General features: G+C 66.4%; 24 protein-coding genes and 1 tRNA gene. 17 read left to right on the top strand and 8 right to left on the bottom strand.

Features of this window, described 5'->3' with window-relative positions; translation table 11 throughout:
- The first annotated feature begins 157 nt into the window (after positions 1-157).
- The 7 genes from rnhB (at position 158) to ACNQPB_RS11255 (ending at position 6,427) form a co-directional block, all read left to right on the top strand.
- A complete protein-coding gene (rnhB, locus tag ACNQPB_RS11225; protein ID WP_498751799.1) occupies positions 158-829 on the top strand; it encodes a ribonuclease HII in 672 nt (223 codons plus the stop codon).
- A 69-nt stretch (positions 830-898) separates the two neighbouring features.
- Positions 899-1,231, top strand: coding sequence for a DUF2469 domain-containing protein (locus tag ACNQPB_RS11230; RefSeq protein WP_498751665.1), 333 nt, complete (start codon positions 899-901; stop codon positions 1,229-1,231).
- A 137-nt stretch (positions 1,232-1,368) separates the two neighbouring features.
- Positions 1,369-1,725 (top strand): YraN family protein, encoded by a 357-nt coding sequence (locus tag ACNQPB_RS11235; RefSeq protein ID WP_498751667.1) that lies wholly within the window; start codon positions 1,369-1,371, stop codon positions 1,723-1,725.
- Between the two features lies 1 nt (position 1,726).
- Positions 1,727-3,265, top strand: coding sequence for a YifB family Mg chelatase-like AAA ATPase (locus ACNQPB_RS11240; RefSeq protein WP_498751669.1), 1,539 nt, complete (start codon positions 1,727-1,729; stop codon positions 3,263-3,265).
- Positions 3,266-3,276: 11 nt separating this feature from the next.
- The gene (dprA, locus tag ACNQPB_RS11245) at positions 3,277-4,506 is read left to right on the top strand and encodes a DNA-processing protein DprA (RefSeq protein ID WP_498751671.1); all 1,230 of its coding nucleotides are present in this window, start codon (positions 3,277-3,279) and stop codon (positions 4,504-4,506) included.
- A gap of 264 nt (positions 4,507-4,770) precedes the next feature.
- Positions 4,771-5,658: a tyrosine recombinase XerC gene (locus tag ACNQPB_RS11250; RefSeq protein ID WP_498751801.1), complete on the top strand. Its 888-nt coding sequence runs from the start codon at positions 4,771-4,773 to the stop codon at positions 5,656-5,658.
- A 265-nt stretch (positions 5,659-5,923) separates the two neighbouring features.
- Positions 5,924-6,427, top strand: coding sequence for a DUF3145 domain-containing protein (locus tag ACNQPB_RS11255; RefSeq protein WP_498751673.1), 504 nt, complete (start codon positions 5,924-5,926; stop codon positions 6,425-6,427).
- 112 nt (positions 6,428-6,539) lie between these two features.
- Here ACNQPB_RS11255 and ACNQPB_RS11260 read toward each other — a convergent pair whose 3' ends face one another.
- The 6 genes from ACNQPB_RS11260 to aceE all read right to left on the bottom strand — a co-directional run bounded on the left by ACNQPB_RS11260 (position 6,540) and on the right by aceE (position 14,491).
- Positions 6,540-7,775, bottom strand: coding sequence for a beta-ketoacyl-[acyl-carrier-protein] synthase family protein (locus ACNQPB_RS11260; RefSeq protein WP_498751675.1), 1,236 nt, complete (start codon positions 7,773-7,775; stop codon positions 6,540-6,542).
- 129 nt (positions 7,776-7,904) lie between these two features.
- A complete protein-coding gene (locus tag ACNQPB_RS11265) occupies positions 7,905-8,150 on the bottom strand; it encodes an acyl carrier protein (RefSeq protein WP_074590152.1) in 246 nt (81 codons plus the stop codon).
- 105 nt (positions 8,151-8,255) lie between these two features.
- Positions 8,256-9,317: a beta-ketoacyl-ACP synthase III gene (locus tag ACNQPB_RS11270; RefSeq protein WP_498751677.1), complete on the bottom strand. Its 1,062-nt coding sequence runs from the start codon at positions 9,315-9,317 to the stop codon at positions 8,256-8,258.
- The gene (locus tag ACNQPB_RS11275) at positions 9,314-10,243 is read right to left on the bottom strand and encodes an ACP S-malonyltransferase (protein WP_498751679.1); all 930 of its coding nucleotides are present in this window, start codon (positions 10,241-10,243) and stop codon (positions 9,314-9,316) included. Before ACNQPB_RS11275 ends, ACNQPB_RS11270 begins: the two co-directional genes overlap by 4 nt.
- 88 nt (positions 10,244-10,331) lie before the next feature.
- Entirely contained in the window at positions 10,332-11,576 is a 1,245-nt protein-coding gene (locus ACNQPB_RS11280) for a PucR family transcriptional regulator (RefSeq protein ID WP_498751681.1), read from the bottom strand.
- A gap of 164 nt (positions 11,577-11,740) precedes the next feature.
- Entirely contained in the window at positions 11,741-14,491 is a 2,751-nt protein-coding gene (aceE, locus tag ACNQPB_RS11285) for a pyruvate dehydrogenase (acetyl-transferring), homodimeric type (RefSeq protein ID WP_498751683.1), read from the bottom strand.
- A 374-nt stretch (positions 14,492-14,865) separates the two neighbouring features.
- Between aceE and ACNQPB_RS11290 the strand changes: the two genes are divergently transcribed.
- The 6 genes from ACNQPB_RS11290 (at position 14,866) to ACNQPB_RS11315 (ending at position 19,498) form a co-directional block, all read left to right on the top strand.
- Positions 14,866-15,285, top strand: coding sequence for a DUF3052 domain-containing protein (locus ACNQPB_RS11290; protein ID WP_498751685.1), 420 nt, complete (start codon positions 14,866-14,868; stop codon positions 15,283-15,285).
- The gene (locus tag ACNQPB_RS11295) at positions 15,282-15,785 is read left to right on the top strand and encodes a peroxiredoxin (RefSeq protein WP_498751686.1); all 504 of its coding nucleotides are present in this window, start codon (positions 15,282-15,284) and stop codon (positions 15,783-15,785) included. Before ACNQPB_RS11290 ends, ACNQPB_RS11295 begins: the two co-directional genes overlap by 4 nt.
- Positions 15,786-15,804: 19 nt before the next feature.
- Positions 15,805-16,728 carry an NAD-dependent protein deacetylase gene (locus tag ACNQPB_RS11300; protein ID WP_498751688.1) on the top strand — a complete coding sequence of 308 codons (924 nt, stop codon included), beginning with the start codon at positions 15,805-15,807 and terminating at the stop codon, positions 16,726-16,728.
- Between the two features lie 116 nt (positions 16,729-16,844).
- A tRNA-Val gene (locus ACNQPB_RS11305) sits at positions 16,845-16,920 on the top strand.
- 295 nt (positions 16,921-17,215) lie between these two features.
- On the top strand, positions 17,216-18,013 hold the full coding sequence (locus ACNQPB_RS11310) for an IclR family transcriptional regulator (protein ID WP_498751689.1): 798 nt from the start codon (positions 17,216-17,218) through the stop codon (positions 18,011-18,013).
- Between the two features lie 135 nt (positions 18,014-18,148).
- Positions 18,149-19,498 carry an MFS transporter gene (locus tag ACNQPB_RS11315; RefSeq protein WP_498751690.1) on the top strand — a complete coding sequence of 450 codons (1,350 nt, stop codon included), beginning with the start codon at positions 18,149-18,151 and terminating at the stop codon, positions 19,496-19,498.
- 170 nt (positions 19,499-19,668) lie between these two features.
- Here ACNQPB_RS11315 and ACNQPB_RS11320 read toward each other — a convergent pair whose 3' ends face one another.
- Positions 19,669-20,736, bottom strand: a complete 1,068-nt coding sequence (locus ACNQPB_RS11320) for a D-2-hydroxyacid dehydrogenase (protein ID WP_498751692.1) — start codon at positions 20,734-20,736, stop codon at positions 19,669-19,671.
- A gap of 81 nt (positions 20,737-20,817) precedes the next feature.
- Here ACNQPB_RS11320 and ACNQPB_RS11325 point away from each other — a divergent pair, with 81 nt between their 5' ends.
- Genes ACNQPB_RS11325 through ACNQPB_RS11335 form a run of 3 tightly spaced genes read left to right on the top strand, consistent with a single transcriptional unit; the run spans position 20,818 to position 23,569 of the window.
- A complete protein-coding gene (locus ACNQPB_RS11325; protein WP_498751694.1) occupies positions 20,818-21,744 on the top strand; it encodes an NAD(P)-dependent oxidoreductase in 927 nt (308 codons plus the stop codon).
- Entirely contained in the window at positions 21,741-22,511 is a 771-nt protein-coding gene (locus tag ACNQPB_RS11330; RefSeq protein WP_498751696.1) for an SDR family oxidoreductase, read from the top strand. Before ACNQPB_RS11325 ends, ACNQPB_RS11330 begins: the two co-directional genes overlap by 4 nt.
- Positions 22,511-23,569: an L-idonate 5-dehydrogenase gene (locus tag ACNQPB_RS11335; protein WP_498751697.1), complete on the top strand. Its 1,059-nt coding sequence runs from the start codon at positions 22,511-22,513 to the stop codon at positions 23,567-23,569. The genes ACNQPB_RS11330 and ACNQPB_RS11335 overlap by 1 nt, the downstream gene beginning before the upstream one ends.
- A gap of 35 nt (positions 23,570-23,604) precedes the next feature.
- On the opposite strand, the gene ACNQPB_RS11340 is transcribed toward ACNQPB_RS11335, so the two are convergent.
- Entirely contained in the window at positions 23,605-24,333 is a 729-nt protein-coding gene (locus ACNQPB_RS11340) for a FadR/GntR family transcriptional regulator (protein ID WP_498751699.1), read from the bottom strand.
- A 225-nt stretch (positions 24,334-24,558) separates the two neighbouring features.
- Here ACNQPB_RS11340 and gnd point away from each other — a divergent pair, with 225 nt between their 5' ends.
- A complete protein-coding gene (gene gnd, locus ACNQPB_RS11345) occupies positions 24,559-25,995 on the top strand; it encodes an NADP-dependent phosphogluconate dehydrogenase (protein ID WP_498751700.1) in 1,437 nt (478 codons plus the stop codon).
- Positions 25,996-26,030: the final 35 nt, after the last annotated feature.

Raw genomic sequence — 26,030 nt, forward strand, 5'->3', positions numbered from 1 at the left:
CGCGCCCAAGAAGACCGCGCCCAAGAACGCCGCGCCCAGGAAGACCGCCCCCAAAGTCGTTGCCCCAAAGACCGCCGCCTCCAAGTCCTCTGCCTCAAAGGCCGCCAAGGGTAAGGCAACAACGCGGGGCGCTGCTGGACGAGCAGCGCCGGGGTCCATTGCTCCCACCCTGGATTTTGAGCGCAGCTTCCTCGCTCCGGGCGTGCGGCTGCTCGCGGGCGTCGACGAAGTGGGCCGCGGTGCCTTCGCCGGACCAGTTTCGGTGGGGATCGCCGTCGTCGACCTCCAGGACCAAAGCCTGCTCGACGGCGTACGCGACTCCAAGCTGCTCAAAGCCGAGGACCGCGAGCGGCTCGAACCTCTGGTGCGGAGCTGGGCGGTCGCTGCCGCTGTAGGACACGCAAGCGCGGCCGAAATCGACGCAGTGGGCATCATTGCCGCCCTGAGGCTTGCCGGCAACAGGGCGTGGGGCGAACTCCTCGCACTCGGGACGCGGCCTGATGTGGTGCTCCTGGACGGCAGCCACGACTGGCTTTCGCTCCCGGCCCAGGTCTCACTCTTCGATACCGATACCGAGGCCGGTCCGGGCGTCACGGCGTGCGATGCCCCGGTCCACACCCGGGTCAAGGCAGACATGTCCTGCCTCAGCGTCGCCGCCGCCAGCGTCCTCGCCAAGGTCGCGAGGGACCGCATGATGCTGGACCTGCACCTGGATTTCCCGGCGTTCGGTTGGAACGAAAACAAGGGTTACGGCACCGCCGCCCACCGTGAGGCCCTCCGTGCCGCCGGGCCGAGCAGCCACCACCGGAGCAGCTGGAACCTCTTCTAGGACATGCCGGGCGGCCGCGCAAGGCCGCTGCTGGCTGTCGACACCGTTGCGATGGTGCAAGATGGATCTATGAGTGCCGAAGATCTTGAGAACTACGAAACCGACATGGAACTCCAGCTCTACCGCGAGTACCGCGATGTCGTCGGTTTGTTCAGCTACGTTGTCGAGACCGAACGGCGTTTCTACCTTGCCAACCATGTCGATCTGCAGGCGCGAAGTGCCGACGGCGAGGTCTACTTCGACCTGACCCTCCAGGACGCCTGGGTCTGGGATGTCTACCGTTCCGCGCGTTTCGTGAAGAACGTCCGCGTCATCACGTTCAAGGACGTCAACGTCGAGGAGCTTCCCCGGAACGAGCTTTCCTTGCCGAAGGACGGCGAACTGGGCGGCCTCGGCAACTAGCGCCGTGCTTAAAGCCGTGTGCTTCCTGCGTTCCGGCTTCTCCTCCACAGCCTGATATTTTCCCGGTTACCCACATAGCACTTCTCTCCGCTGTTGTTGCCCCGCGTGCGCCCGCACGCTGGTAGCGGAGGTGGGACATGAAAGAGAAGGACATCCTCGGCAGGCAGGGCGAGACGCTCGCAGCCGGGTTCCTGGAGACACTCGGGATGCGGATCATCGACCGCAATTGGCGATGCTCCTCGGGGGAGATCGACATTGTCGCCCTCGACGGCGACACCTTGGTCATCGCGGAGGTCAAGACACGCCGCAGCTTGGACTACGGGCACCCCTTCGAGGCCGTCGGAGCGGCGAAACTCGCCCGCCTCCATCGACTGGCGTCGTCGTGGTGCAGCGCCCATGAGCTGCGGGCTTCCAGCCGCCGTGTGGACGTCGTCTCCGTGATCCACGACGGCGTCGGCTCGCCGAGCCTGGAACACCTCAAGGGCGTGGGCTGACATGGGCGTCGCACGGAGCTACTGCGTCGCGTTGCTCGGGCTCAACGGCTACATCGTCGAGGTCGAGGCAGACATCGGACAAACCCTGCCGAACTTCCTCATCCTGGGCCTGCCGGACGCCGCCTTGAACGAAGCCCGTGAGCGGATACGCTCGGCTGCGCAGAATTCAGGAATCCCGTTGAGCCGCCGCAAGATCACGGCCAACCTCATTCCGGCGTCGCTGCCCAAACGCGGCTCCGGTTTCGACCTCGCGATCTGCATGGCCGTGCTGGGTGCCGCCGGGGATATCCGCTCCACGGAAGGCACGGTGTTCATCGCCGAACTCGGCCTCGACGGCCGGCTGCGCCCGGTCCGCGGCATCCTCCCGGCCGTGATGGCGGCGGTGCAGGCAGGTCACCCCGACATCGTGGTGGCCAACGCAAACGCCGCGGAGGCCATGCTGGTGCCCGGCGCGCGGGTCCGCGGGTACAAGACCCTTGCCCGGCTCGCTTTCGACTTCGGCGCGGATCCGCAGGACCTCGCCCTTGATTTTGACCCGGCGGACGGAGAAGACCCCGACGACGGCGCACTCCCGCCAACGGTGCCAGACCTGTGCGACGTCTCGGGCCAGGGGGACGCGCGCCGGGCACTTGAGGTCGCTGCGGCAGGCGCCCACCACGTGCTCCTTTGCGGTCCTCCCGGCGCGGGGAAGACAATGCTCGCCGAACGGCTGCCCGGGCTGCTCCCGGACCTTGGCGACAAGGAATCCATGGAAGTCACGGCCATCCATTCGCTTTCCGCCGTGCACATCGAAAAGGTGTCGCTGCTGCGCAGACCGCCGTTCGAGAACCCGCACCACAGTGCAACCGCCGCGGCGATCATCGGGGGCGGGTCAGGCCTTCCGCGCCCCGGCGCAGCATCCCGGGCGCACCGTGGCGTGCTTTTCCTGGACGAGGCGCCTGAATACGAACGCCGCGTCCTGGACGCCCTGCGCCAGCCCTTGGAAAGCGGCGAACTCGTGATCCACCGTTCCGCCGGTACGGCGGCCTATCCGGCACGGTTCCAGCTGGTCCTTGCAGCCAATCCGTGTCCGTGCGGCAAGGCCAGTGGCAAGGGAGTGGATTGCACATGTACTGCGGTCATGCGCCGGCGCTATTTCGGAAGGATGTCCGGCCCGCTACTGGATCGTGTGGACATCCAGCTCCAGGTGGAGCGGGTCTCCCTGGCCGATTTTGGCCAGGCGGGAGGCGAAGAGGACTCGCTCACCGTGGCCCGGCGCGTCGCGGCTGCCAGGACCCGCCAGCAGGAACGGCTAGGGAGCTTCGGGCTGGAGACCAATTCCCAGGTCCCCGGCCGGCTGCTGAGGGGCGTGCTCAAGCTTCCTCCGGCAACCACGCGGATCCTCGACAGCTCCCTCGAACGCGGAGTGCTTACAGCGCGGGGCTACGACCGCGTCCTGCGCCTCGCGTGGACGCTGGCCGACCTCGGACACCGGGACCAGCCCGGCCTTGACGACATCGGGCAGGCCCTCGGCCTGCGGCAGGCGGTGGCAGCCGCATGAAAGGACCATCCATGACGACGAGCCCCCCGCCCAGCCAGACAGGCTCCGTCTACCTGGCGCCGAAGGATGAACGCACCGCCCGGGCAGCCCTTTCCCGGCTCATGGAACCGCAGGATGCCGCCGGACTGGCCCTGGTACGGCTCGCAGGGGCCGTGGACGCCCTCCGTATTGCCACCGGGCAACTCACCGCCGGTCCCACCCTTGAGCAGGAAATGACGGCCCTGCTGCTTGACGGCGGCGGCGGGTCATGGCCGGGCCTTTCCGCTTCCCTGAAACGGTGGATGCCCCGGGTCCGGGACCTTGCGCCGGAACGCGACCTGGCCACCATGCAGCGGCTCGGCGGGCGGCTCATCATCCCGGGAGACCCATTGTGGCCGGAACAGCTGGCCGACCTCGGACTCCAGGAACCTCTGTGCCTGTGGTGGCGCGGGCACGAGCTGGAATTCCCGCCCGCCAGCCGCACGGTTGCCCTGGTAGGTTCCCGGGACAGCACCGGATACGGCGGAGCGATCGCCGGTGAATTCGCCTACGGGCTCGGCCAACGCGGCTACACCGTGGTGTCAGGCGGTGCCTATGGCATAGACGCCCACGCACACCGGGGCGCGTTGGCGGGCGGCAGCAGCGATGTTCCCACCATCGCCGTGATGGCCGGGGGAGTGGACCGCTACTATCCGTCCGGAAACGAAGAGCTCCTTCGCGCCGTCGCCAACCAGGGGGCGGTCATCGCGGAGGTTCCGCCCGGCTCCGCCCCCACCCGGTATCGCTTCCTGCAACGCAACAGGCTCATCGCAGCACTCGCCGCCGTCACGGTGGTGGTCGAAGCCCGGTGGCGTTCCGGTGCCCTCAATACTGCCCATCACGCCGAATCCATCGGCCGGGTGGTAGGCGCGGTGCCGGGCTCGATCCACAGTGCCAACTCGGCGGGCTGCCACCGGCTCCTGCGCGAGGGTGGCGCCGTGTGCGTCACTGACGTCGGCGAGATCGCGGAACTTGCCGGCGGGAGCGGCGAGGAGCTGCCCGGGGACAAGCACGCGACCGGAGCCGAGCATGACGGTCTCACGCTGGCGGACTTGGTGCTGCTGGACGCTTTGCCGCTGCGCACCACGACGTCAGTGGAGAAGTTAGGAGTCGTCGCCGGTCTGGGGCCGGACGCTGTCCGGGCCGGGCTTGGCCGGCTCGGATTGCTGGGCCTGGCTGTCTCCGAACGCGGCGGCTGGAAGCGGGCAAGGAAGAATGCATGATCCTGAAGCACGCATGGCGAAAGGGACGTGGCGGTGCCGCTCGAGGCGCGCGGCTGCTGGCACAGTTGAGGGGTGGACAGTGCGGCAGACGAGAAGCAGGCAGCGGGCCAGGACATTGCGGCAGGCGAGGACCCTGCAGCGGAAAAGCAGGCCGCCCCAAACGAAGGTCCCGCGACGGATCCGGCCGCCTCGCCTGCGGGCGCCGTCGCCTCGGGCGAGCCGGTCCGGCAGACTCCGCCGTTGCCCCCGGCCTTCGCCGAGGCGATGGCCGGTTTCCGCCGCTATCTCGCCGGCGAACGGGCACGCTCAGCGCATACCGTTCGCGCCTACCTGACCGACCTCGAAAGCCTCTTCGCCTTCGCCGCCAGTGAAGGGGTCGAAACGCCGTCCGGGCTGGAACTTGGTACGCTGCGCCGATGGCTCGGCGGGCAGAGCGAGGCGGGACGTTCCCGGGCTACCTTGGCCCGCCATGCCGCGACCGTCCGGACTTTCACTTCCTGGGCCCTGCGCGAGGAACTGATCGCGGTTGATCCGGCCGTCCGATTGCAGGCGCCCAAACGGGAGCAGTCCCTTCCCGGGGTCCTCCAACGCGGGCAGTTTGACCGCATCTTTGACCGGCTCGCCGAGGCCGCCTCCGAGGGCGCGCCAGTTCCATTGCGGGACCGGGCCTTGGTGGAGCTCCTGTATGCCACGGGGATCCGCGTCGGTGAACTTGCGGGCCTGGATATCGATGACCTCGACGCCGACCGCCGCACCCTCCGGGTCCTGGGCAAAGGCAACAAGGAACGGACGGTTCCCTACGGGCTGCCGGCCGCCCTCGCCGTCGACGACTGGCTTCGTCGCGGCCGGCCGACGCTTGCCACTCCGAACAGCGGTCCGGCGCTCTTCCTCGGGGTGCGCGGCAAACGCATCGACCAGCGGCAGGCCCGCAGCGTGGTCAAGGAACTCCTCGAAGGGCTCGGAGATACCTCCGCCACCGGTCCGCACGCACTCCGTCACTCGGCGGCCACGCACCTGCTCGACGGAGGCGCGGACCTGCGGGCAGTCCAGGAAATCCTGGGCCACAGCAGCCTGGCCACCACGCAGATCTATACCCACGTTTCCGTGGAGCGGCTCCGCACCAGCTACCGGCAGGCCCACCCGAGGGCATGAGTCCCGCCCGGTTCTCCAGGTTTTCGAAAACCGCGCTGGCGCAAAAGCGGCGTGTACGGCAAAATGAAAGCAATGTCCCGTAAGTTTCAAGTATTGCTTGAATCTTTTGAAATGACCGGGCGACAGATTTCATAATCTGGCGAATACAGTTTCATAATCTGGGAAATGCAGTCCGGCAGGGATCACCGAATACCCGGTCACTGGCACGGCACCTATCCAGGCAGAGGTCGTTGGGGAAGACGTACCTACAGCTATGGAGGATGGAATGTCTGTTGCAATGACCCGTGGTGTGTTGTTTGTGCACTCGGCCCCGACTGCACTGTGCCCGCATGTGGAGTGGGCCATCGGATCGGTCGTGGACAAGCGTACCGATCTGGACTGGACCCCTCAGCCTGCCGCGCCCGGAATGTTCCGGGCCGAATTGTCGTGGCTCGGCGCCCCCGGCACCGGCGCCCAGTTGGCTTCGACGCTTCGCGGTTGGGCCCACCTGCGCTATGAAGTGACCGAGGAGCCCAGTCAGGGCGTGGACGGCGCCCGCTGGTCGCACACGCCGGAGCTGGGCATATTCCACGCCGTCACGGATGTGCACGGCAACATCATGGTCAGCGAAGACCGCATCCGCTATGCCTATGAATCCGGTGCGGGGGACCCCGCCGCTGTGTACCACGAACTCTCCCTGGCACTCGGCGAAGCCTGGGACGAGGAACTCGAGCCGTTCCGCCACGCCGCCGAGGGTGCACCCGTGCGGTGGCTGCACCAGGTCGGCTGAGTCCGAAGGACGTGTCCGCACCGCGGCACGCATCTCCATAGCAAAAACGAAAGAGGGCCCCACCAGCGGTGGGGCCCTCTTCGTGTCTGTCGGAATGCCCGAAAAACGGTGGTCAGACGCTCCGGACGGCGATGACGGCATTGTGGCCGCCAAAGCCGAAGGAGTTGCTCAGTGCCACGATGTCGCCGGCAGGCAGGCTGCGGGCGGAGGTGACGACGTCGAGCGGGATCTCCGGGTCCTGGTTCTCCAGGTTGATGGTCAACGGAGCCTGGCGTTCGTACACGGCCAGGACCGTCAGCACGGCCTCAACCGCGCCCGAGGCGCCCAAGAGGTGGCCCATCTGGGACTTCGTGGCGGAGACGGCCACGTTGTCGACGTGGGCGCCCAGAGCGGCGCGGAGCGCGGTGTACTCGGGCTTGTCGCCAACCGGGGTGGAGGTGGCATGCGCGTTGACGTGCACCACGTCTTCGGCATGGATCCGACCGTCGAACATGGCGGCCTTCAGGGCGCGGGTGGCGCCGAGGCCTTCGGGGTCCGGAGCGGTGATGTGGTAAGCGTCCGCCGTGACCGAGGTACCTGCCAGCTCACCGTAGATGCGGGCGCCGCGGGCGAGGGCGTGTTCTTCCGCCTCGAGTACCAAGGCACCGGCGCCTTCACCCATCACGAAGCCGTCGCGGTCGCGGTCGTAGGGGCGGGATGCGTGCTCGGGATCGTCGTTGCGGCGGGAGAGCGCCTGCATGGAGGAGAACGCAGCAAGCGGCATCGGGTGGATGGCAGCTTCGGCACCGCCACACATCACGACGTCGGCCTTGCCGGAGCGGATCAGGTCGAGGCCCAGGTGCAGGGCTTCGGTTCCGGAAGCGCAGGCGGATACCGGAGTGTGCGCACCGGCACGGGCGCCGAGGTCGAGGCTGACAGCAGCTGCCACGCCGTTGGGCATGAGCATCGGAACGGTCATCGGCAGGACGCGGCGGGGGCCCTTTTCCTTCAGGGTGTCCCAGGCGTCAAGCAGGGTCCAGACGCCGCCGATGCCGGTGGCAAAGGCGACTGCCAGGCGGTCGTGGTCGATTTCCGTGATGCCGGCGTCGGCCCAGGCTTCACGGGCGGCGATCACGCCGAACTGGGTGGACGGGTCCATGCGCTTGGCCTCAACACGGGACAGCACATCCAGGGCCGGCGTCGAGCACCGTGCAGCAAAGTGGACGGGAAGGTCGTACTTGGCCACCCACTCGTCCTCGAGCGTGTGGGCCCCGGAGACCCCTTTAAGCGCGTTCTTCCACATCGTGGGAACGTCGCCACCGATGGGAGTGGTGGCCCCCAGACCGGTAATGACTACTTTGCGTGTCATGCGATCACTCTCTGTCGGATATCAGTCTGCTCGATTGCGGTTCCTCGCACGGCAGGAAAACTTGGGTAATACGGCTGTGCCGGGCGCGGGGTGACGGTGCACCCGGGCCCGGCACAGCTGAAGCCTTGACTAGGCCTGGGCGCTTGCGATGAAGTTGACGGCGTCGCCGACGGTCTTCAGGTTCTTGACCTCTTCGTCCGGGATGCGGACGCCGAACTTCTCTTCAGCGTTGACGACGATGGTCATCATGGAGATCGAGTCGATGTCCAGATCCTCGGTGAAGGACTTGTCCAGCTCGACGGCGTCTGCGGCCAGGCCGGTCTCTTCGTTCACGATTTCAGCCAGGCCGGCCAGGATTTCTTCGTTGCTAGCCATTGTTGGCTCCTTTTCTTGTTGTGCCGGCTATGCCGGAAACGGGGCAAACCGCGGATACGGCTTGGTTGTCAAGGTCATGTTCGTTCCATGCCTGCCGCAGTCAGGTTACGGCAGGACCACCACCTGGGCCCCGAAGACAAGGCCGGCGCCGAAACCGATCTGCAGGGAGAGCCCGCCGCTGAGCTGCGGGTTCTCCTGCAGGAGCCGGTGCGTTGCCAGCGGAATCGAGGCCGCGGAGGTGTTGCCCGATTCGGCGATGTCGCGGGCGACAACGACCGACTCGGGAAGTTTGAGCTTCTTGACCATCTCGTCGATGATCCGCATGTTCGCCTGGTGCGGGACGAACGCCGCGAGGTCCGAGGCTTCGATGCCTGCGGCGTCGAGGGCCTGCTGAGCCACCTTCGCCATTTCCCAGACGGCCCAGCGGAACACGGTCTGCCCGTCCTGGCGGAGCGTGGGCCAGATGTCCTGGGTCGCCGAGATGATGGCGAGGTCATCCGTTTCGTCCGAGTGCCGGGCGGATTCGCCGAGCTTGCGGACTTCGTCAAGAGAGTGGGTCATGCCGATGGCGTTCCATTTGCTGCCGTCCGAACCCCAGACCGACTGGCCGATGCCCGGCGTGTCGGAAGGCCCTACGACGACTGCACCGGCGCCGTCGCCGAGCAGGAACGAAATGGTGCGCTCGTGGTTGTCGATGACATCCGAGAGCTTCTCGGCACCGATCACCAGGACGTAATCCGCCGCGCCGGAGCGGACCAGGGCGTCGCCCTGGGCCACGCCGTAGCAGTAGCCGGCGCAGGCGGCGGAAATGTCAAAGGCGGCGGCCGGCGTCGCGCCGAGCCGGTCGGTCAGTGCGGCGGCGGCCGAAGGGGTGGCGTAGGGATGCGTCACGGTGGAGACGATGACGGCGCCCAGCTGGGAGGGCTCGATCCCTGCCTGTGCCAGGGCTTCGCGGGCCGCACCTTCGGCCATGTCGATCACGCTGACACCCTCAGGTGCGCGGTGCCGGGTGACGATGCCCGTGCGCTGGCGGATCCACTCGTCGGAGGAATCGATCCACTGGCAGACGTCGTCGTTGGTGACGATCACGTCGGGCCGGTAGGCGCCGATGCCAAGGATCCGGGAGAACTCGTTGGCCGGCGCCTGCTTGAGTGCCGGGGCGCTCATGCGTTGGCCTCCAGTTCAGCGAAGAGGGCCAGCGCAGCGGAAAGGTCGTCCGGGGTCTTCACCGCAACGGTCTTCACGCCGGGCATGCCGCGCTTGGCCAGCCCGGCAAGGGTGCCTGCCGGGGCAAGTTCGATCAGGCCGGTGACGCCGCGCTGAACCAGGTTTTCCATGCAGAGGTCCCAGCGGACCGGACGGGACACCTGGGCGATCAGGCTGGCGACGGCGGCATCGCCGTCGGTGACCTGGCCGCCGTCGAAGTTCGACAGCAGCGGAACGGAGGGGGCCTGCGGCGTCAGGGAGGGGCGCAGCGCTTCGAGAGCGCTGACGGCCGGTGCCATGTGGGCGGTGTGGAAAGCGCCGGCCACCTTGAGCGGGATGACCCGGGCCTTGGCCGGCGGGTTGTCCGCCAGCGCCTGGAGCTGTTCGAACGTGCCCGCGGCGACGGTCTGGCCGGCGCCGTTCACGTTGGCCGGGGTTGCGCCGGACGCCTCGATGGCTGCCAGGACCTCGGCCGGATCCCCTCCGACGACGGCGCTCATGCCGGTGGGGGTGACGGCCGCGGCGGCTGCCATGTTGTTGGCGCGTTCGCGCACGAAGGTCATGGCGTCGCTTTCGCTGAGTACCCCGGCGAGGGCAGATGCGGTGATCTCACCGACCGAGTGCCCGGCGAGGATCACCGGAAGGGTGCTCAGTTCGACGTCGAACAGGGATTTCGCGGCGACCAGCCCGGCGGCGACGATCAAGGGCTGCGCGACGGCGGTGTCCTTGATGGTTTCCTCATCCGAGGTGGTGCCGTGGGCCTTGAGATCGATCCCCGCAATCTCGCTCAGGGCAGCCAGATGGCCTTCCACGGAAGGCAGCTCCAGCCATGGGGCCAGGAATCCAGGGGTTTGCGAGCCCTGTCCAGGGCAGACGATTGCAAGCACGTAACCAGCTTTCCAAATTGCTGCGTGATCCAACGGTGTTTTCGAACACCAAGCTCACTGGGACGGTTTGTAGGAAGTCTACAACGACTCAGTTGCCGTTCCGGGAACCGTGACGCTCCGGAGGCGCCTTCGGCGGGGTGGAAAGCCGCCCCACCACCAAGGCTGTCTGCAGCACGAAAGCCTCCCGGGGAAGCAGCGGATCCCACCCTGTCACGTCGCAGACGCGCTTGAGCCGGTACCGCACGGTGTTGGCGTGGACGAACAGTTCGCGGGCTGTTGCTTCCAGGGAATGGCCCAGCTCAAGGTAGGTTCCAAGCGTCTCGACCAGCCCGTTGGAGGCGGCGATGAGCGGCCGGTAGATGTTCTTGATCAGCGAGCGGCGGGCGGCGTCGTCGCCGGACACCACGCGTTCGGGCAGGAGATCGTCGGCGGCGACCGGGCGCGGGGCCGACGGCCAGGCGCGGGCCGCGGTGAGACCGGCAAAAGCGGCCTGTGCCGAACTGCTGGCTTCCAGCAATGAGCCGGCCTCTGGGCCATAAACCACCGGACCCGGGGCGAACAGTTCACTGAGTTTCAGGTACGCAGTGTCACGGTCCTGGACGCCGCCGAGGATCAAGATCAGCCGGTCGCCCTGGATGCCCACGAGCGCGTCTTCGGCGAAGCGGCCGGCGGTGCGCCGCAGTTCGCTGACGTAGCTCGCGCTGGGCTCGGAGGGTGAATTGCCGACCATCACGGTGAACCGTTCCTGGGCCTTCCAGCCCAGCGCTGCGATCCGGGAGCGCAGCGCGTCGGTGTTTTCGCCGCGCAGGATCGCGTCGACAATCAGGGCCTCGAGCCGGGTGTCCCAGGAACCGCGGGATTCCGCGGCGCGGGCGTAGACGTCGGCGGCCGCGAATGCCACTTCGCGCGAGTAGCGCAGCACCGCTTCGCGCAGGGACGGCTGGTCGGGCTCGGGCGCGATTACCGGGACCTGGTTCTCCACCACTTCCACCACGATCCGGATCAGTTGCAGGGCCTTCTGCAGGCTGATCGAGCGGGTGAGTTCGGTTGGAGCGTTGCCGAAGACGTCGGTGAGGATCCACGAGGGCGAGCTTGGCCGTTCGTACCAGGTGACGAACGCGGCGATGCCGTTCTGCGCCACCAGTCCCAGCGCCGACCGTTCATCGGCGCTCAAACGGGTGTACCACGGAAGGGACTTCTCCAGCTGGCGCATGGTGGTGGTGGACAGCTGGCCGACATTCGCGCGGAGCCGTTTGAGGGTTTCGGCCTTCTCGGGGGAGACCGCACGCGATGGCGCCTTGCGTTTCGCGGAGGTAGGGGTGGGCTCTGCCATTCCTTGAGCATAAGGCCCGCGCCCCCCAAGCTCCATTTGTGCGAAGGCTACAAGCCAGTGCCCGCTGGCATCCGGGCTCGTCGCTTCCCGCAGGGAAAAGTCCTTAAACGCCCGACGGCGGCCCCGCCTTCCGGTGGAGCCGCCGCCTGGGTGTTGCTTGATGCTTAGCTGTCGCCGCCGGCGCCGCCGGTGGTTCCTGCGTTGACGTCGAGCAAACGGTACTTCTCGATTGCCAGGCCGGGGGCCGAGGAGTCGACCTTGCCCTGCTGCGCGAGCAGCTGGAGGGTCTTGGCGACGATCGAGTGGGTGTCGTTCTTGAAGAAGCGACGGGCCGCGGCACGCGTGTCCGAGAAACCGAAGCCGTCTGCGCCCAGTGCCGCGAAGTCGTTCGGGACGAACTGGCGGATCTGGTCCGGGACAGCCTTCATGTAATCCGAAACGGCAACCACGGGGCCTTCTGCGCCCTCAAGCTGCTGGGCGACGAACGGCACCCTGGCGCTTTCGCCCGGGTTCAGGAAGGCGTGCTCCTCGGCAGCGAGGCCGTCGCGGCGCAGTTCGTTCCAGGAAGTGACGGACCAGACGTCGGCTGCCACGTTCCATTCCTCGTCCAGGATGCGCTGGGCTTCCAGGGCCCACGGCACCGAAACACCGGAGGCGAGGATTTGGGCCTTCGGGCGGTCGCCATTGCCGTTGGCGGCCGGCGCCAGGCGGTAGATGCCCTTCAGCAGGCCGTTGACGTCGAGGTCTTCCGGTTCGGCCGGCTGGACGATCGGCTCGTTGTACACGGTCAGGTAGTACATGAGGTTGCGGTCATCCGACTCCGGGCCGTACATGCGTTCCAGGCCGTCACGCATGATGTGGCCGATTTCGTACCCGTAAGCGGGGTCGTAGGTGACCACGGCCGGGTTGGTGGAGGCCAAGATGGGGGAGTGGCCGTCGGCGTGCTGCAGGCCTTCACCGGTGAGGGTGGTGCGTCCTGCGGTGGCGCCGATGATGAAGCCACGCGTCATCTGGTCTGCTGCGGCCCAGAAGGAGTCGCCCGTGCGCTGGAAACCGAACATCGAGTAGAACACGTAGATCGGAACCAGGGGTTCGCCGTGGGTGGCGTAGGAGGTGCCTGCCGCGGTGAATGCCGCGACGGCGCCGGCCTCGTTGATGCCCGGGTGGATCAGCTGGCCCGCCGGGGACTCCTTGTACGCGAGCACAAGGTCACGGTCCACGGACAGGTAGTTCTGGCCCTTCGGGTTGTAGATCTTCGCCGTCGGGAAGAAGGCGTCCATGCCGAAGGTGCGGGATTCGTCCGGGACAACCGGGACGAAGCGCGCGCCGAAGTTCTTGTCGCGCATGAGGTCTTTGAGCAGGCGCACGAAGGCCATGGTGGTGGCCGCGTGCTGCTTGCCCGAACCGCGCTTGGCAACCTCGTAGGACTTGGCGTCCGGCAGGGTGACTTCACTGTGCTTAGAGCGGCGCTCCGGGAGGAATCCGCCCAGCTCCGCACGGCGCTCCATCAGGTACTTGATCTCCGGAGCATCCATGCCCGGGTGGTAGTACGGAGGACGGTACGGGTCGGCTTCGAGCTGTTCGTCCGTGATCGGGATGCGCAGGTAGTCGCGGAAGGCCTTCAGGTCATCGAGCGTCAGCTTCTTCATCTGGTGGGTCGCATTGCGGCCCTCGAAGTGCGGACCCAGGCCGTAGCCCTTGACGGTCTTGGCGAGGATGACGGTGGGCTTGCCCTTGAATTCGGTGGCGGCCTTGTAGGCGGCGTAGACCTTGCGGTAGTCGTGGCCGCCGCGCTTCAGCTGCCAGATCTGCTCGTCCGAGAAATCGGCAACCATGTCCTTCGTGGCCGGGGTCTTGCCGAAGAAGTGCTCGCGCACGAATCCGCCGGACTCGGCCTTGTAGGTCTGGTAGTCGCCGTCGAGGGTCTCGTTCATGATGTTCACGAGGGAACCGTCGGAGTCCTTGGCGAGCAGGTCGTCCCACTCACGGCCCCAGACGACCTTGATGACGTTCCAGCCTGCACCGCGGAAGAACGCTTCGAGTTCCTGCATGATCTTGCCGTTGCCGCGGACGGGTCCGTCCAGGCGCTGCAGGTTGCAGTTGATGACGAAGTTCAGGTTGTCCAGGTTCTCGTTGGCGGCAAGCTGGAGCAGGCCGCGCGATTCGGGCTCGTCCATTTCACCGTCGCCGAGGAAGGCCCAGACCTGCTGCTCGGAGGTGTCCTTGATGCCCCGGCCCTGCAGGTAGCGGTTGGCCTGTGCCTGGTAGATGGCGTTCATCGGGCCGATGCCCATGGAGACCGTGGGGAATTCCCAGAAGGCCGGCATCAGGCGCGGGTGCGGGTAGGAAGACAATGCATGGCCCTGCCTGGATTTCTCCTGGCGGAAACCGTCGAGGTCTTCCTCGCTCAGGCGGCCTTCCATGAAGGCGCGGGCGTACATGCCGGGCGAGGCGTGTCCCTGGAAGAACACCTGGTCGCCGCCGGACGGGTGGTCCTTGCCGCGGAAGAAGTGGTTGAAGCCGACTTCGTACAAAGTGGCGGCGCCGGCGTAGGTGGAAATGTGTCCGCCCACGCCGATGTCGGAGCGCTGGGCGCGGTGCACCATCACGGCCGCGTTCCAGCGCATATACGCCCGGTAGCGGCGTTCGAATTCTTCGTTGCCCGGGAACTTCGCTTCCTGGTCCGCCGGGATGGTGTTTACATAGTCCGTCGTCGTGACCATGGGTACGCCCACAGACTGCGCGCCGGCACGCTGCAGCAGGCTGCGCATGATGTACTGCGCGCGTTCGGTTCCCTGCTCCTTGATCAAGGTGTCCAGGGACTCAATCCATTCCGCGGTCTCTTCCGGATCACGATCAGGCAGCTGGGCAGTCAACCCGCTGAGGATGTGTGAGGTCTCTTCTCCTGCAGCCACGTCCAACCTCTCTTTTGGCGCAAACAGCGGCGCCTCAAGTCTGGCAGGGTAACTGCCCGTCATGAACGCGTTGTGTGCGACATCTCGGTTACAACAGCCCGGTCAGGTATGCCGGGCAGGTTCTCTTGAGCAACGGCTGCGCATACACGGGGCGGTTGCCCTGCAGCCGATGTGCTCACTGGCCACTGTAGCTTTGTCAATGCTGGGATGCGTAGCCGCGTGGGCCCTTTATGCGTGATGTGACCGAGGATTCACCGAGCTTTTGCCGCAGTGGCGGTGAGACGGAATCGGGTTCATCAGGCGATAATGGCTTGAAGCAGGCACTCAAAGGGTGTTGGCTGGTAGTAATCGAAATCACTTCAAAGGAGGAAAACGTGAGCGAGGCCGACGCCGCCACATCGGTAAATGTGGCGGAAAGATTGGGTTTCAAGGACGGGGATCTGATTCAAGAGTTCGGTTACGACGACGATGTCGACTTCGACTTGCGTGACGATATTGAGGAGCTGACCGGCTCCGAACTTCTCGATGAGGACGACCACGAAGTCGTGGATGCTGTGATCTTCTGGTGGCGCGACGGCGACGGTGACCTTGTGGATGCCTTGGTCGACTCCCAGACGACCCTGAGCGAAGGTGGCGTGGTGTGGGTCCTCACCCCCAAGTCCGGCCGCCCGAACCACGTTTCCCCCTCCGAGATCCAAGATGCCGCCCCCACGGCCGGCCTGCACTCCACAACGTCCGCGGGAGTGTCCAAGGACTGGAGCGCCACCCGCCTCGTCGCCCGGAAGAACAAGTGACCGTCTCGCGGGCAGGCCGGGCGGATCTGTTGCAGGGCGTTCCGGCAGTCGGTGAGGAAGCTCCCGATTTCGAGCTGGTTAATCAGTACGGAGAGCCCGTCCGGCTCTCGTCGCTCCGGGGCCGCAACGTCGTCGTCGTTTTCTTTCCGTTCGCTTTCTCCGGAATCTGCACCGGTGAACTGTGCGAGATCCGGGACAACCTGGCCGTGTTCGAAGACGCCAGCGCGACCGTGCTTGGCGTATCCGTGGACAGCAAGTTCGCGCAGCGCGCCTACGCGGAGAAGGAAGGCTACAGTTTCGAACTGCTCGCCGATTTCTGGCCGCACGGCGAAGTTGCGCGGCAGTACGGAGTGTTCGACGCCGGTACCGGCATGGCCCTGCGCGGCACCTTCATCATCGATGCGGCAGGAATCGTCCGCTATGTCGTGGTGAATCCCCGGGGGCAGGCGCGGGACCTGGCCGAATACCGGGACGCACTGGCCGGACTCGGCGCGGCCTGAGCCGCTTGGCCTGAAAGCAATGGACGGACGCCGGCCCGGAATCGGGACAACAGGACTGGCCAGCCTGGCCCCCGCGGGAACGGCTGCGTTGGCCATGGAAGACCTTCCGGCGCTGCGGCAGGCCGCGGCGCTCCTCGGCGGAAACCGCCTGGCCGTGCTCACCGGTGCGGGCCTCAGTACTGATTCGGGTATTCCGGACTACCGCGGCCCGGGTGCCGCGCCGCGTAAGCCCATGACCTACCAGGAATTCACCGGCAGTGCGGACAACCGCCGCCGCTACTGGGCGCGAAACCACATCGGTTGGTCCAAACTCAGGCATGCCGACCCGAATGCGGGGCATTTCGCCGTCGCCCGCCTGGAAGAGCGCGGCCTCATGAGCGGGCTGATCACCCAGAACGTGGACCGGCTACACGAGGACGCCGGAAGCCGGAACGTGGTGGACCTCCACGGTCGCTATGACCGGGTGGTGTGCCTCGATGGCGGCCACGGCTTCAGCAGAAAGCTGCTCAGCGGAATCCTTGAAGAGATCAACCCCGGGTTCCTGGAAGCCGCCGAGGCGACGGGCGCGATCGAGATGGCGCCGGACGCCGATGCCGTCGTGGAAGACCCGGAGCTTATCCGTAGCTTCGTGGTCGCCAGGTGCCCGGTGTGCGGCGGCGTGCTGAAGCCCGATTTCGTCTATTTCGGTGAGAACGTGCCCAAAGACAGGGTGGAACGCGCGTATGCCATGGTCGATGACGCCGGCGCCCTGCTGGTGGCGGGTTCGTCGCTGACGGTCATGAGCGGGCTGCGCTTCGTGCGGCATGCGGCCAAGGCCGGGAAGCCGGTTGTGATCATTAACAGGGGAGCCACCCGTGGTGACGGCATTGCCGATTTGAAAATCGACGCCGGAGTCAGCGCTGCCCTGTCATGGCTGGCCGAAGAACTGCCGGACCTGCCCTGAGCTGGTGCGCGATTGTCCGCTCTCAGGGCGGCGCGGCGATTCGCTTTCCGGCGGCCGGATCGGGTAGAGTCTATGTTCGTTGGTTCGGCCGGGAAGCCCCGGTGGAAACAATATTCGGGTCTTTAGCTCAGCTGGTAGAGCGCCACGTTTACACCGTGGATGTCATCGGTTCGATCCCGGTAGGACCCACCACCGAAGCCCGTCGTTCACGCCTTGCAGGCAGGAACGGCGGGCTTCTTTCATGCCTGGTACCCGCGGCCGGGACAGCCCCGGAAATGGAAGAGCTCTCCACCGCGACTATTGGGGGATGCCGCGGTGGAGAGCTCGAAAATGAATATACAGTGAATTCCTTGTATTGGGAAGCGTCCCGTTTTCCAGTCGGGCCGGAGCGCATCCGCGGTGAAGACATTATGATGGGACTTGTTCACTGGACTGAACAGGGCCTTTCGGGCTTTCAGTCCGGACCCAGTCATCGCCAAGGAGAGTCATGGCCGATTCCCGCGCTTCCCGTTCCGCAGAGAGCCCGGGGGGTTCGTCCCCGGCTCCCGCCGTGACCCGGGCGGCGGCCGTGCTGGACGCCCTCGCCGGGGCGCCGTCGGGCCGCCTCACGCTGAGTGACCTGTCGCGCGAGCTGGGCATCCCGAAGTCGTCCACTTCAAACCTCCTGCTGGCCCTGGAGGAAGCGCGCCTCATCACGCGGGAAGGTGCCGACTTCTCGCTCGGCCGCAAGCTCGTTGAACTGGGCGCCGCCTACCTGAGCCGGCTTGATGAAGTGCAGGAGTTCTACAAATACTGCGAGCAGGCGCCCACGCTCTCCGGGGAGACGGTCCGCGTTGCCATGCGCGACGGCGACCACGTCATTTACCTTGCCCGCTACGAGGGCCACCCGGCGGTCCGGCTTACCTCGAACATCGGCGACAAGATGCCGTTGTCCCTGTGCGCCGTCGGCAAGGCCCTGCTGGCCCAGCTGCACGATCACGACATCGAGGCGATGTTCCCGGACGACCTTGAACTCCCCGTCATGACGCCGAAGTCCCTGCGCTCCGCGGCCGAACTCAAGGCCCAGGTGGCCGAGATCCGCCGCCGCGGCTTCGCTTTCGAGGACGAGGAATCCACCCTTGGCGTGGTCTGCCTCGCGGTTCCCGTGCCGACCCATGGTGCGCACGGGCCCAGCCTGGGTCTCTCCGTGACCTCCCTCAAGGCGACGTATTCGGAGGAGCAAGGCGATCTGATGGTCAAGGAACTCAAGGAGCTTGCGCACTCCTTGGGTAACCCGATGGGCTAGCCCCAATAAATCTGATTACACCCCTTGAACATCGTTCAGCTTGCTGTACTCTGTTCAATATAGTGATTCACGCCATGGCTGCTGACACTATGCACCAGGCCAACGGGGGCCTGGAGTGTTCTTGAGGGAGTGCTTGTGACAACTCGTACTAAGGCAGTACTTGCGGGTCCGGACGACGCGGTCGTTGATCCGGGCCAGCTTCGAAAAGCCACGCTGGCCAGTTCCGTCGGCTCCGCCCTGGAGTACTACGACTTCTACATCTACGGCCTGGCAACGGCCTTGATCTTCGGGCCGCTGTTCTTCAAGCCGCTGGGCGACACGGGCGCACTGATTGCCTCCTTCGCCACCTATGGTGTCGGCTTCGCGGCCCGTCCGTTCGGCGGCATCATCTTCGGCTACATCGGCGACCGCTTCGGCCGGAAGATGGTGCTCTTGCTGACCATCGGCATGATGGGCCTGGCCAGCTTCGCCATCGGCCTCCTGCCCACCTTCGAGCAGGCGGGCATGCTCGGTGCGGTCCTGCTGGTCGCCCTGCGCATCATCCAGGGCCTTGGCGCCGGCGCGGAGCAGGCCGGCGCAACCACGCTGATCTCGGAAGTGGCCCCGCGCCGCCGTCGTGGGTTCTTCGCTTCCCTGCCGTTCGTCGGCATCCAGCTGGGCACGCTGCTCGGCGCGGGAACTTTCGCCCTGATCGCCCTTGCGGACAAATCCGTCCTGGAAGGCTGGCTGTGGCGCGTGCCGTTCCTGGCCAGTGTGATCCTGATCGTGGTTGCAGTCTTCATCCGCCTCAAGCTCAAGGAGACCCCGGTCTTCCAGGAGCTGGAGAAGCACAAGGATGTGGTTAAGAACCCGGTGGGCGTGCTGTGGAAGCACTCCAAGAAGAACGTGCTGGTCGGCATCGGCCTGCGCATGGGCGAAAACGGAAACTCCTCGATCTACTCGGCCCTGCTCGTCGCGTTCCTGTCCGCCAAGGAAGGCATCTTCCCCGGGGACAAGTTCGTCGGCCCCGTAGGCCTGCTGATCGCCGCTGGCTTCGCCGCGGTCATGGTTGTCACCTTCGGCGCCCTTTCGGACCGCTACGGCCGTGTGCCGGTCTACCGCTACGGCGCCCTGTTCCAGGCGGTCATCGCCCTGCCCGCGTTCTACCTGGTCACCCTTGGCAACCCGGCGCTCGTCTGGGTGGTCATGGTTGTCGGCATCGCCCTCGGCGTGCAGTCCATGCTGGGCCCGCAGTGCCCGTTGCTGCCTGAGCTCTTCGGGGCACGTTACCGCTTCACGGGCGTTGCCCTGAGCCGTGAGATCTCGGCGGTGTTCGCCGGTGGCCTGGTGCCCCTGGTGGGTGCCGCGCTCCTCGCAGCGACCGGCTTCTCCTGGCTGGTCCTGGCCATCTACTCGCTGGTCCTGGCGCTGATTTCCTTCATCGCCACGTTCTTCACCCCCGAGACAGCAGGCCGCGACCTGCTCGCCCTGGAGGATGCCAGCTAGGCGCACCTTGGCGGCAGAAGCGTCGAAAGCGGCGGCCCCTTCCGGGGGCCGCCGCTTCGCTGTGCCCGGACCGCTTCGCTGTGTCCAAGCTGTTTGAAGAACTAACAGAACGGCCCCGGCGGATATCCGCCGGGGCCGTCGCTGTGGAAGCCTGCCAAATGGAAGCCGGCTCAGTAGAAATGCACAGTGTCCACGAGGTGCGGCATTTCGCCACCCTCAAGGAAGATCCGCAGGTTGCTGCAGAAACGCTCCGCGATCAGCCGGTTCTCGGCGGCGCTCAGGGCCGAGGTGTGCGGCGAAACCATCACCTTCGGATGGTTCCAAAGCGGGCTGTCCTGGGGGAGGGGCTCCACGGCGAAGACATCCAGGCAGGCGTAGGAGAGCTGTCCGTTCTCGAGTGCCTCAAACAGGGCCTCTTCGTCCACGACGGTGCCGCGGCCCACGTTCACGAACACCGTGCCGGGCTTCATGGCCGCGAAAACCTCGCGGTTGAAAAGCTTTTCGGTGTACGGCGTGCCCGGGAGGGTGTTGACGACGGCGTCGGCGGTGGCAAGCAGGCCCGCGAGGCCTTCGTTCGTGGCGACTTCCTCGATGCCGTCAATCGCTTCGACAGTCCGCTTGGTACCGCTGACGCGCATGCCGAGGGCCCGGGCGACGCGCGCCGTCTCCATGCCGATCTCGCCAAGGCCGGTGATGACCAGCTTTGACCCGTTCACCAGCTTGGTGGGGATCCTGAGCTCCGGCCAGACCTTGGCTGCCTGGTCCTGCGCCAGCTCGGCGCTGCGCTTGAACCCGTTGAGGATGCCGAGCGCCGCGAACTCGGCCAGCGGCAAGGCGTGGACACCGGCCGAGGTGGTGACCTTGAACTTGTCCAGGGTGGCCGTGTCCAGCCCGGAGGCCTTCACGGCTCCACCGGCGCCTGCGGCCATGGCGTGGATCCACTGCAGCCGCGGGTTGCTCCGGGCGATGCGGGCCAGCCCGACCGGGCTTTCATTGGGGAAGCCGTAGAGAACCTGTGCCTTGTTGAGCATCGCCCAGTAGCGCTCTTCCTGTTCAGGGGTGCGCTTGAAGGCCGGGTCGCCGGTGTGGTCGGCCGAAAAGCGTTCCGGCGGCAGCAGCTCCGGTTCGTAGAGAACCGTGATGGCTGGATCGATAGCGCGGATACGCTCCACATACTCAGCTTCGAGCGGGACGGCGATCGCGATGGTGAGTTCATCAGTCGTCATGCTGTTCATCATACTGAATTGCGGCTAGGATATTGAACAGTTTTTACGGAGAATTGCAGCTGGAACGACACAAAGAAGTGAGGTACGGACAGGATGACTGCCGGAAAAGCAGGCTTCGTCGGCCTGGGCCTGATGGGCTTTCCCATGGCCGCCAATCTCCTTGCTGCCGGTTGGGAAGTCACGGGCTGGAACCGCTCGGACGCCGCCGTCAGAAGGCTGGCCGCCCTGGGCGGCGGGCGGGCGGAAAGCGTCGAGGAGCTCCGTGACCACCCTGTCATCGTCTTCATGCTTCCGGATCTGTCCTACATCCAGGATGCCGCGGCTCCCTTGCTTGATTCCTGGCGTGCGGCGCCGCCCGCCCCCGGGACCGCCGTCGTCGTCATGAGCAGCGTCTCGCCGACGGCGGTGCGCGGATTCGGCTCGGTGGTGCACGAAGCGAGCGCGGGCAATGCCGTGGTGGTCGATGCTCCGGTCAGCGGCGGCACCACGGGGGCCGAGGCCGGCACCCTCGCCATCATGGCCGGCGCCGGCGAAGCGGACTTCGAACGCCTGCTGCCCCTGTTCAGCGCCATGGGCAGCACGGTCCGACGCATGGGCGGACTCGGTGCCGGTTCGCTGGCCAAGGCGTGCAACCAGCTGATCGTCGGAACCACGACGGCGGCCCTCGCCGAAGCGGCCGAGCTCGCCGAGCGGTCCGGCATGGACGCCGCCGCGCTCTTCGAGGTGCTCTCCGGCGGCCTCGCCGGAAGCCGGGTCCTGGAGATTGTCGGACCGCGGCTCGCCGCGAAGGACTACGCGCCTACCGGCCCCGCCAAGTTCATGCACAAGGACCTGAACTTCGTCCTCGAAAGCGCCGCCGCCAGCGGCGCCGCCGTACCCATGGCCGCGGCCGGCGTCGGCCTCTACCGCGAACTGATCGACCAGGGCCTCGGCGACCAGGACCTCGCCGTCGTCCGCCAGGCCATCTCAAACCTCAGCGACTCCCACGCAGCCACCACCACAAAAGAAGGACAGCAATGAGTGGACTCTTCGACCTCACCGGGCGGGTAGCCCTGGTGACGGGCTCCAGCCGCGGAATCGGCAACGCCCTCGCCCGCGGCCTGGCAGACGCCGGCGCGACAGTGGTGCTCAACGGCATCAACGCCGGCCGCCTCAAGGCTGCCGAAGCTGCCCTGGCCGCGGACTTCGCCCCCGGACGCATCCACAGCTGCGCATTCGACGTCACCAGCGATGTTGAAGCGGCACGCGGAGTGGCTTGGGTGGAGGAAAACGTCGGTCCGCTGGACATCCTGGTCAACAACGCCGGCATCCAGCACCGGGTTCCGATGCTCGATCTCGACGTCAAGGACTGGGAACGTGTCCTCACCACAGATCTCACCAGCGCCTTCCTGGTGGGCCGCGAGGCAGCACGCCACATGGTTCCCCGCGGGCGCGGCAAGATCATCAACATCTGCTCGGTGCAGACGGACCTGGCCCGTCCCACGATCGCCCCCTATGTCGCTGCCAAGGGCGGCCTGCGGAACCTGACCCGCGCCATGACCGCCGAATGGGCAGCCTCCGGCCTGCAGATCAACGGCATCGCCCCTGGCTACATCCACACGGAAATGACCCAGAACCTGGTGGACGACCCCGACTTCAACTCCTGGATCCTGGGCCGCACCCCCGCGCACCGCTGGGGGACCGTGGCAGACCTCGCCGGGCCGGCCGTGTGGCTCGCGTCCGACGCTTCCAACTTCGTCAACGGCCAGACGATCTTCGTCGACGGCGGAATGACGGTGGTGGTCTGATGCCCGGCTTCGAACTCCCCCAGGCCGGCCTGGCCGTCGTTGCCCACGCTGCCGGCGACCTCCGCATCGAAGAGGTGCCCCTGAAGGCCCCGGCGGCGGATGAAACCGTCGTCGAAATCGCCTACGGCGGCATCTGCGGTTCCGACCTGCACTACTGGCTGCACGGCGCTGCCGGCGAATCCATCCTCAAGGCCCCCATGGTGCTGGGCCACGAAATCGTCGGCACCGTAGTGCGGCAGGCCGCGGACGGCAGCGGCCCCGCCGCCGGCACTCCGGTCGCCGTGCACCCCGCGACCCCTGCCCCGGGCGAAATGAAGTACCCCGAGGACAGGCCCAACCTTTCGCCGGGCTGCACCTACCTCGGCAGCGCGGCCCGTTTCCCGCACACCGACGGCGCGTTCAGCCGCTATGCCACCCTTCCTTCGCGCATGCTGCGCACACTTCCGGAAGGCCTGTCTTTGCGCACGGCCGCCCTGGTGGAACCGGCCAGCGTGGCGTGGCATGCCGTTGCCCGTGCCGGCGACGTCGCGGGCAAAACGGTCATGGTGATAGGCAGCGGCCCGATCGGCGCCCTGACGGTCGCCGTGCTCAAGCGGGCCGGGGCCGCCAGGATCGTGGCCGTGGACATGCACGATAAGCCGTTGGAAATCGCCCGCGCGGTGGGCGCCCACGAGGTCCTCAAGGGCGATGATGCCGAGGCGATCGCCGCGGTGGAGGCCGACGTCGTCATCGAATCCTCCGGTAGCCACTTCGGGCTGGCTTCGGCGATCAAGGGCACCGTACGCGGCGGCAAGGTGGTCATGGTGGGCCTGCTGCCCACCGGACCGCAGCCGGTGTTCATTTCACTGGCCATCACCCGCGAACTGGAGCTCCTGGGTTCCTTCCGCTTCAACGACGAAATCGACGAGGTCATTGCGGCCCTGGCGGACGGCTCCTTGCAGGTGGATCCCGTGGTGACGCACGAATACACCCTGGACCGCGGCCTGGAAGCCTTCGAGGTGGCGAAGAACTCGGCGCAATCCGGAAAGGTCCTGCTGGACTTCGCGCCGGTCTCCTAGGGGAGCGGCCTCCTAGGGGAACGGTCCCGGGGGAGTCAGTGCCGTTCGACGGGGACGAACACCCGCGGCTGGTCTTCCCAGCTTGGCGAAAGGTCCGCGATGGTCTCGCGCATGATGCTCGAGGCCGCCTCGCGGGCCTTTTCGCCGTCTCCGTCCGCGATGGCCCGCGCGACGTCCATGTGCCACTGCAGGGCTGCTTCCTCCGGGTGGGTAGGCATCAGCCCGTGGACCGTGCGGCCGGTCAGGGTCTCGGTGACTTGTCCGATCAGGTTCGCGAACATCTCGTTGCCGGAACCGGAAAGGACCAGCGCGTGGAAGCGGATGTCCAGCTCAAGGAAGGCGGCCATGTCCCCGGCGTGTCCGGCGTCGCGCATGGCCAGGGAGATGTCGACCAGTTCGCTGCGGAGCTTCTCCGGGGCGTTCAGGGCAGCGAGCTCGGCTGCGGCAGGTTCGACGGCGGAACGCAGTTCGGCGAGGGAGCGCAGCTGTGCGCCGCGCCCTTCGCCGGCAAGCCGCCACCGGATGACGAGCGGATCGAACGGATTCCAGCGATGGGCCGGAAGGACCCGGATGCCTACCCGTTTGATCGTTTCCACCAGACCCAGCGACTGGAGTACGCGGACGGCTTCCCGGACCACTGAACGTGAGACGCTGAGTTCTTCCTCGAGTTGCTCGGCCAGCATGACGTGGCCGGTGGGAAGGACCCCGCCGACAATCCGGGCGCCCAGATGCTCGACGGCGCGGTGGTGGAGACTGGTTGACATAGCCGTAAGCATAGTGGCGCTGCCATGCTCCCTTTGTTACTCCCGCCGGGAGGCGGCCCGGGCAGGCGCATCATAGACTCTTTTGTGACGCGCACGTTTCCGGATGCTCCATGGAAACTTTCGCGAAGGCCGTCGAATACGTATGGTTTATTGCAGCGATTGCGCTAGAAAACGTTTCCTGCGACCCCGGGCAGGACTCATTGCACAAGAAGAATTGGAGTTTTGATGTCAGCACACATCGGTGTCACCGGCCTTGCGGTGATGGGCGCCAATCTGGCCCGCAACCTGGCCCGCAACGGTTTCACCGTTGCCCTCCACAACCGCTCCGTCGAGAAGACCGACGCCCTTCTTGCAAAGCACGGCTCCGAAGGCGACTTCGTCCGCACCGAGACCCTGCAGGAACTCGTTGACTCCCTCGAGAAGCCGCGCCGCGTCCTCATCATGGTGAAGGCCGGCAAGCCGGTGGACGCCGTCATCGACCAGCTTGTGCCGCTGCTTGAAGAAGGCGACATCGTTATCGACGCCGGCAACTCGCACTACGAGGACACCCGCCGCCGCGAAGCCGCTTTGTCCGAAAAGGGCCTCCACTTCGTGGGCGTCGGCGTGTCCGGCGGTGAGGAAGGCGCCCTCAACGGCCCGTCCATCATGCCCGGCGGTTCCAAGGAGTCCTACAAGGCCCTCGGCCCGCTGCTGGAAAAGATCTCCGCCAAGGTTGACGGCGAGCCCTGCTGCGCCTGGATCGGCACCGACGGCGCGGGCCACTTCGTCAAGATGGTCCACAACGGCATCGAATACGCCGACATGCAGGTCATCGGCGAAGCCTTCGACCTCCTGCGTTCAGGCGCAGGCATCGAGCCCGCCGAACAGTCCAAGATCTTCGCCGAATGGAACAACGGCGAGCTGTCCTCCTTCCTGATCGAAATCTCCGCAGAGGTCCTCGGCCACGTCGACGCCAAGACCGGCAAGCCGTTTGTCGACGTCGTGGTTGATGCCGCAGGCCAGAAGGGCACCGGCCGCTGGACGGTCATTTCCGCCCTCGAGCTGGGCTCCCCGGTTTCCGGCATCGCCGAATCCGTGTTCGCCCGCGCCCTCTCGTCCCAGAGCGAGCAGCGCAAGCTGGGCCAGGAACTGCTGGCCGGCGAGGAAGCTTCGGTCGAAATCCCGGAGACCTTCGTTGAGGACGTCCGCCAGGCGCTGTACGCCTCCAAGCTCGTGTCCTACGCCCAGGGCCTGGACATGCTGACCTCCGCGGCCAAGGAATACGGCTGGGAGCTCAAGCTCGACGAGATCGCTTCCCTGTGGCGTGCCGGCTGCATCATCCGTGCGGAACTGCTCAAGGACATCACCAAGGCTTACGCAGCCGAGGAGAAGCCGGCCAACCTGCTGTTCGCGCCGGCCTTCACCAAGGCCATCGCCGAGGCCCTGCCGGCCTGGCGCCGCGTGGTCGCCACCGCCGTGCAGCTGGGCATCCCGGTTCCGGTCTTCTCCTCCTCCCTGGCCTACTACGACGGCCTGCGCCGCAAGCGCGTCGCAGCCGCCCTGATCCAGGGCCAGCGTGACCTCTTCGGCGCCCACACCTACGGCCGCGTCGACGCCGAGGGCACGTTCCACACCCTGTGGGGCGAAGACAAGTCCGAGGTTGAAGCCGTAGACACCCACTAGGGCATCCGCTCCTGACAAAGGCCGGCCGTTCCCCG

Source organism: Curtobacterium sp. LFS079 (assembly GCF_047977865.1).
GTDB lineage: Bacteria > Actinomycetota > Actinomycetes > Actinomycetales > Micrococcaceae > Arthrobacter.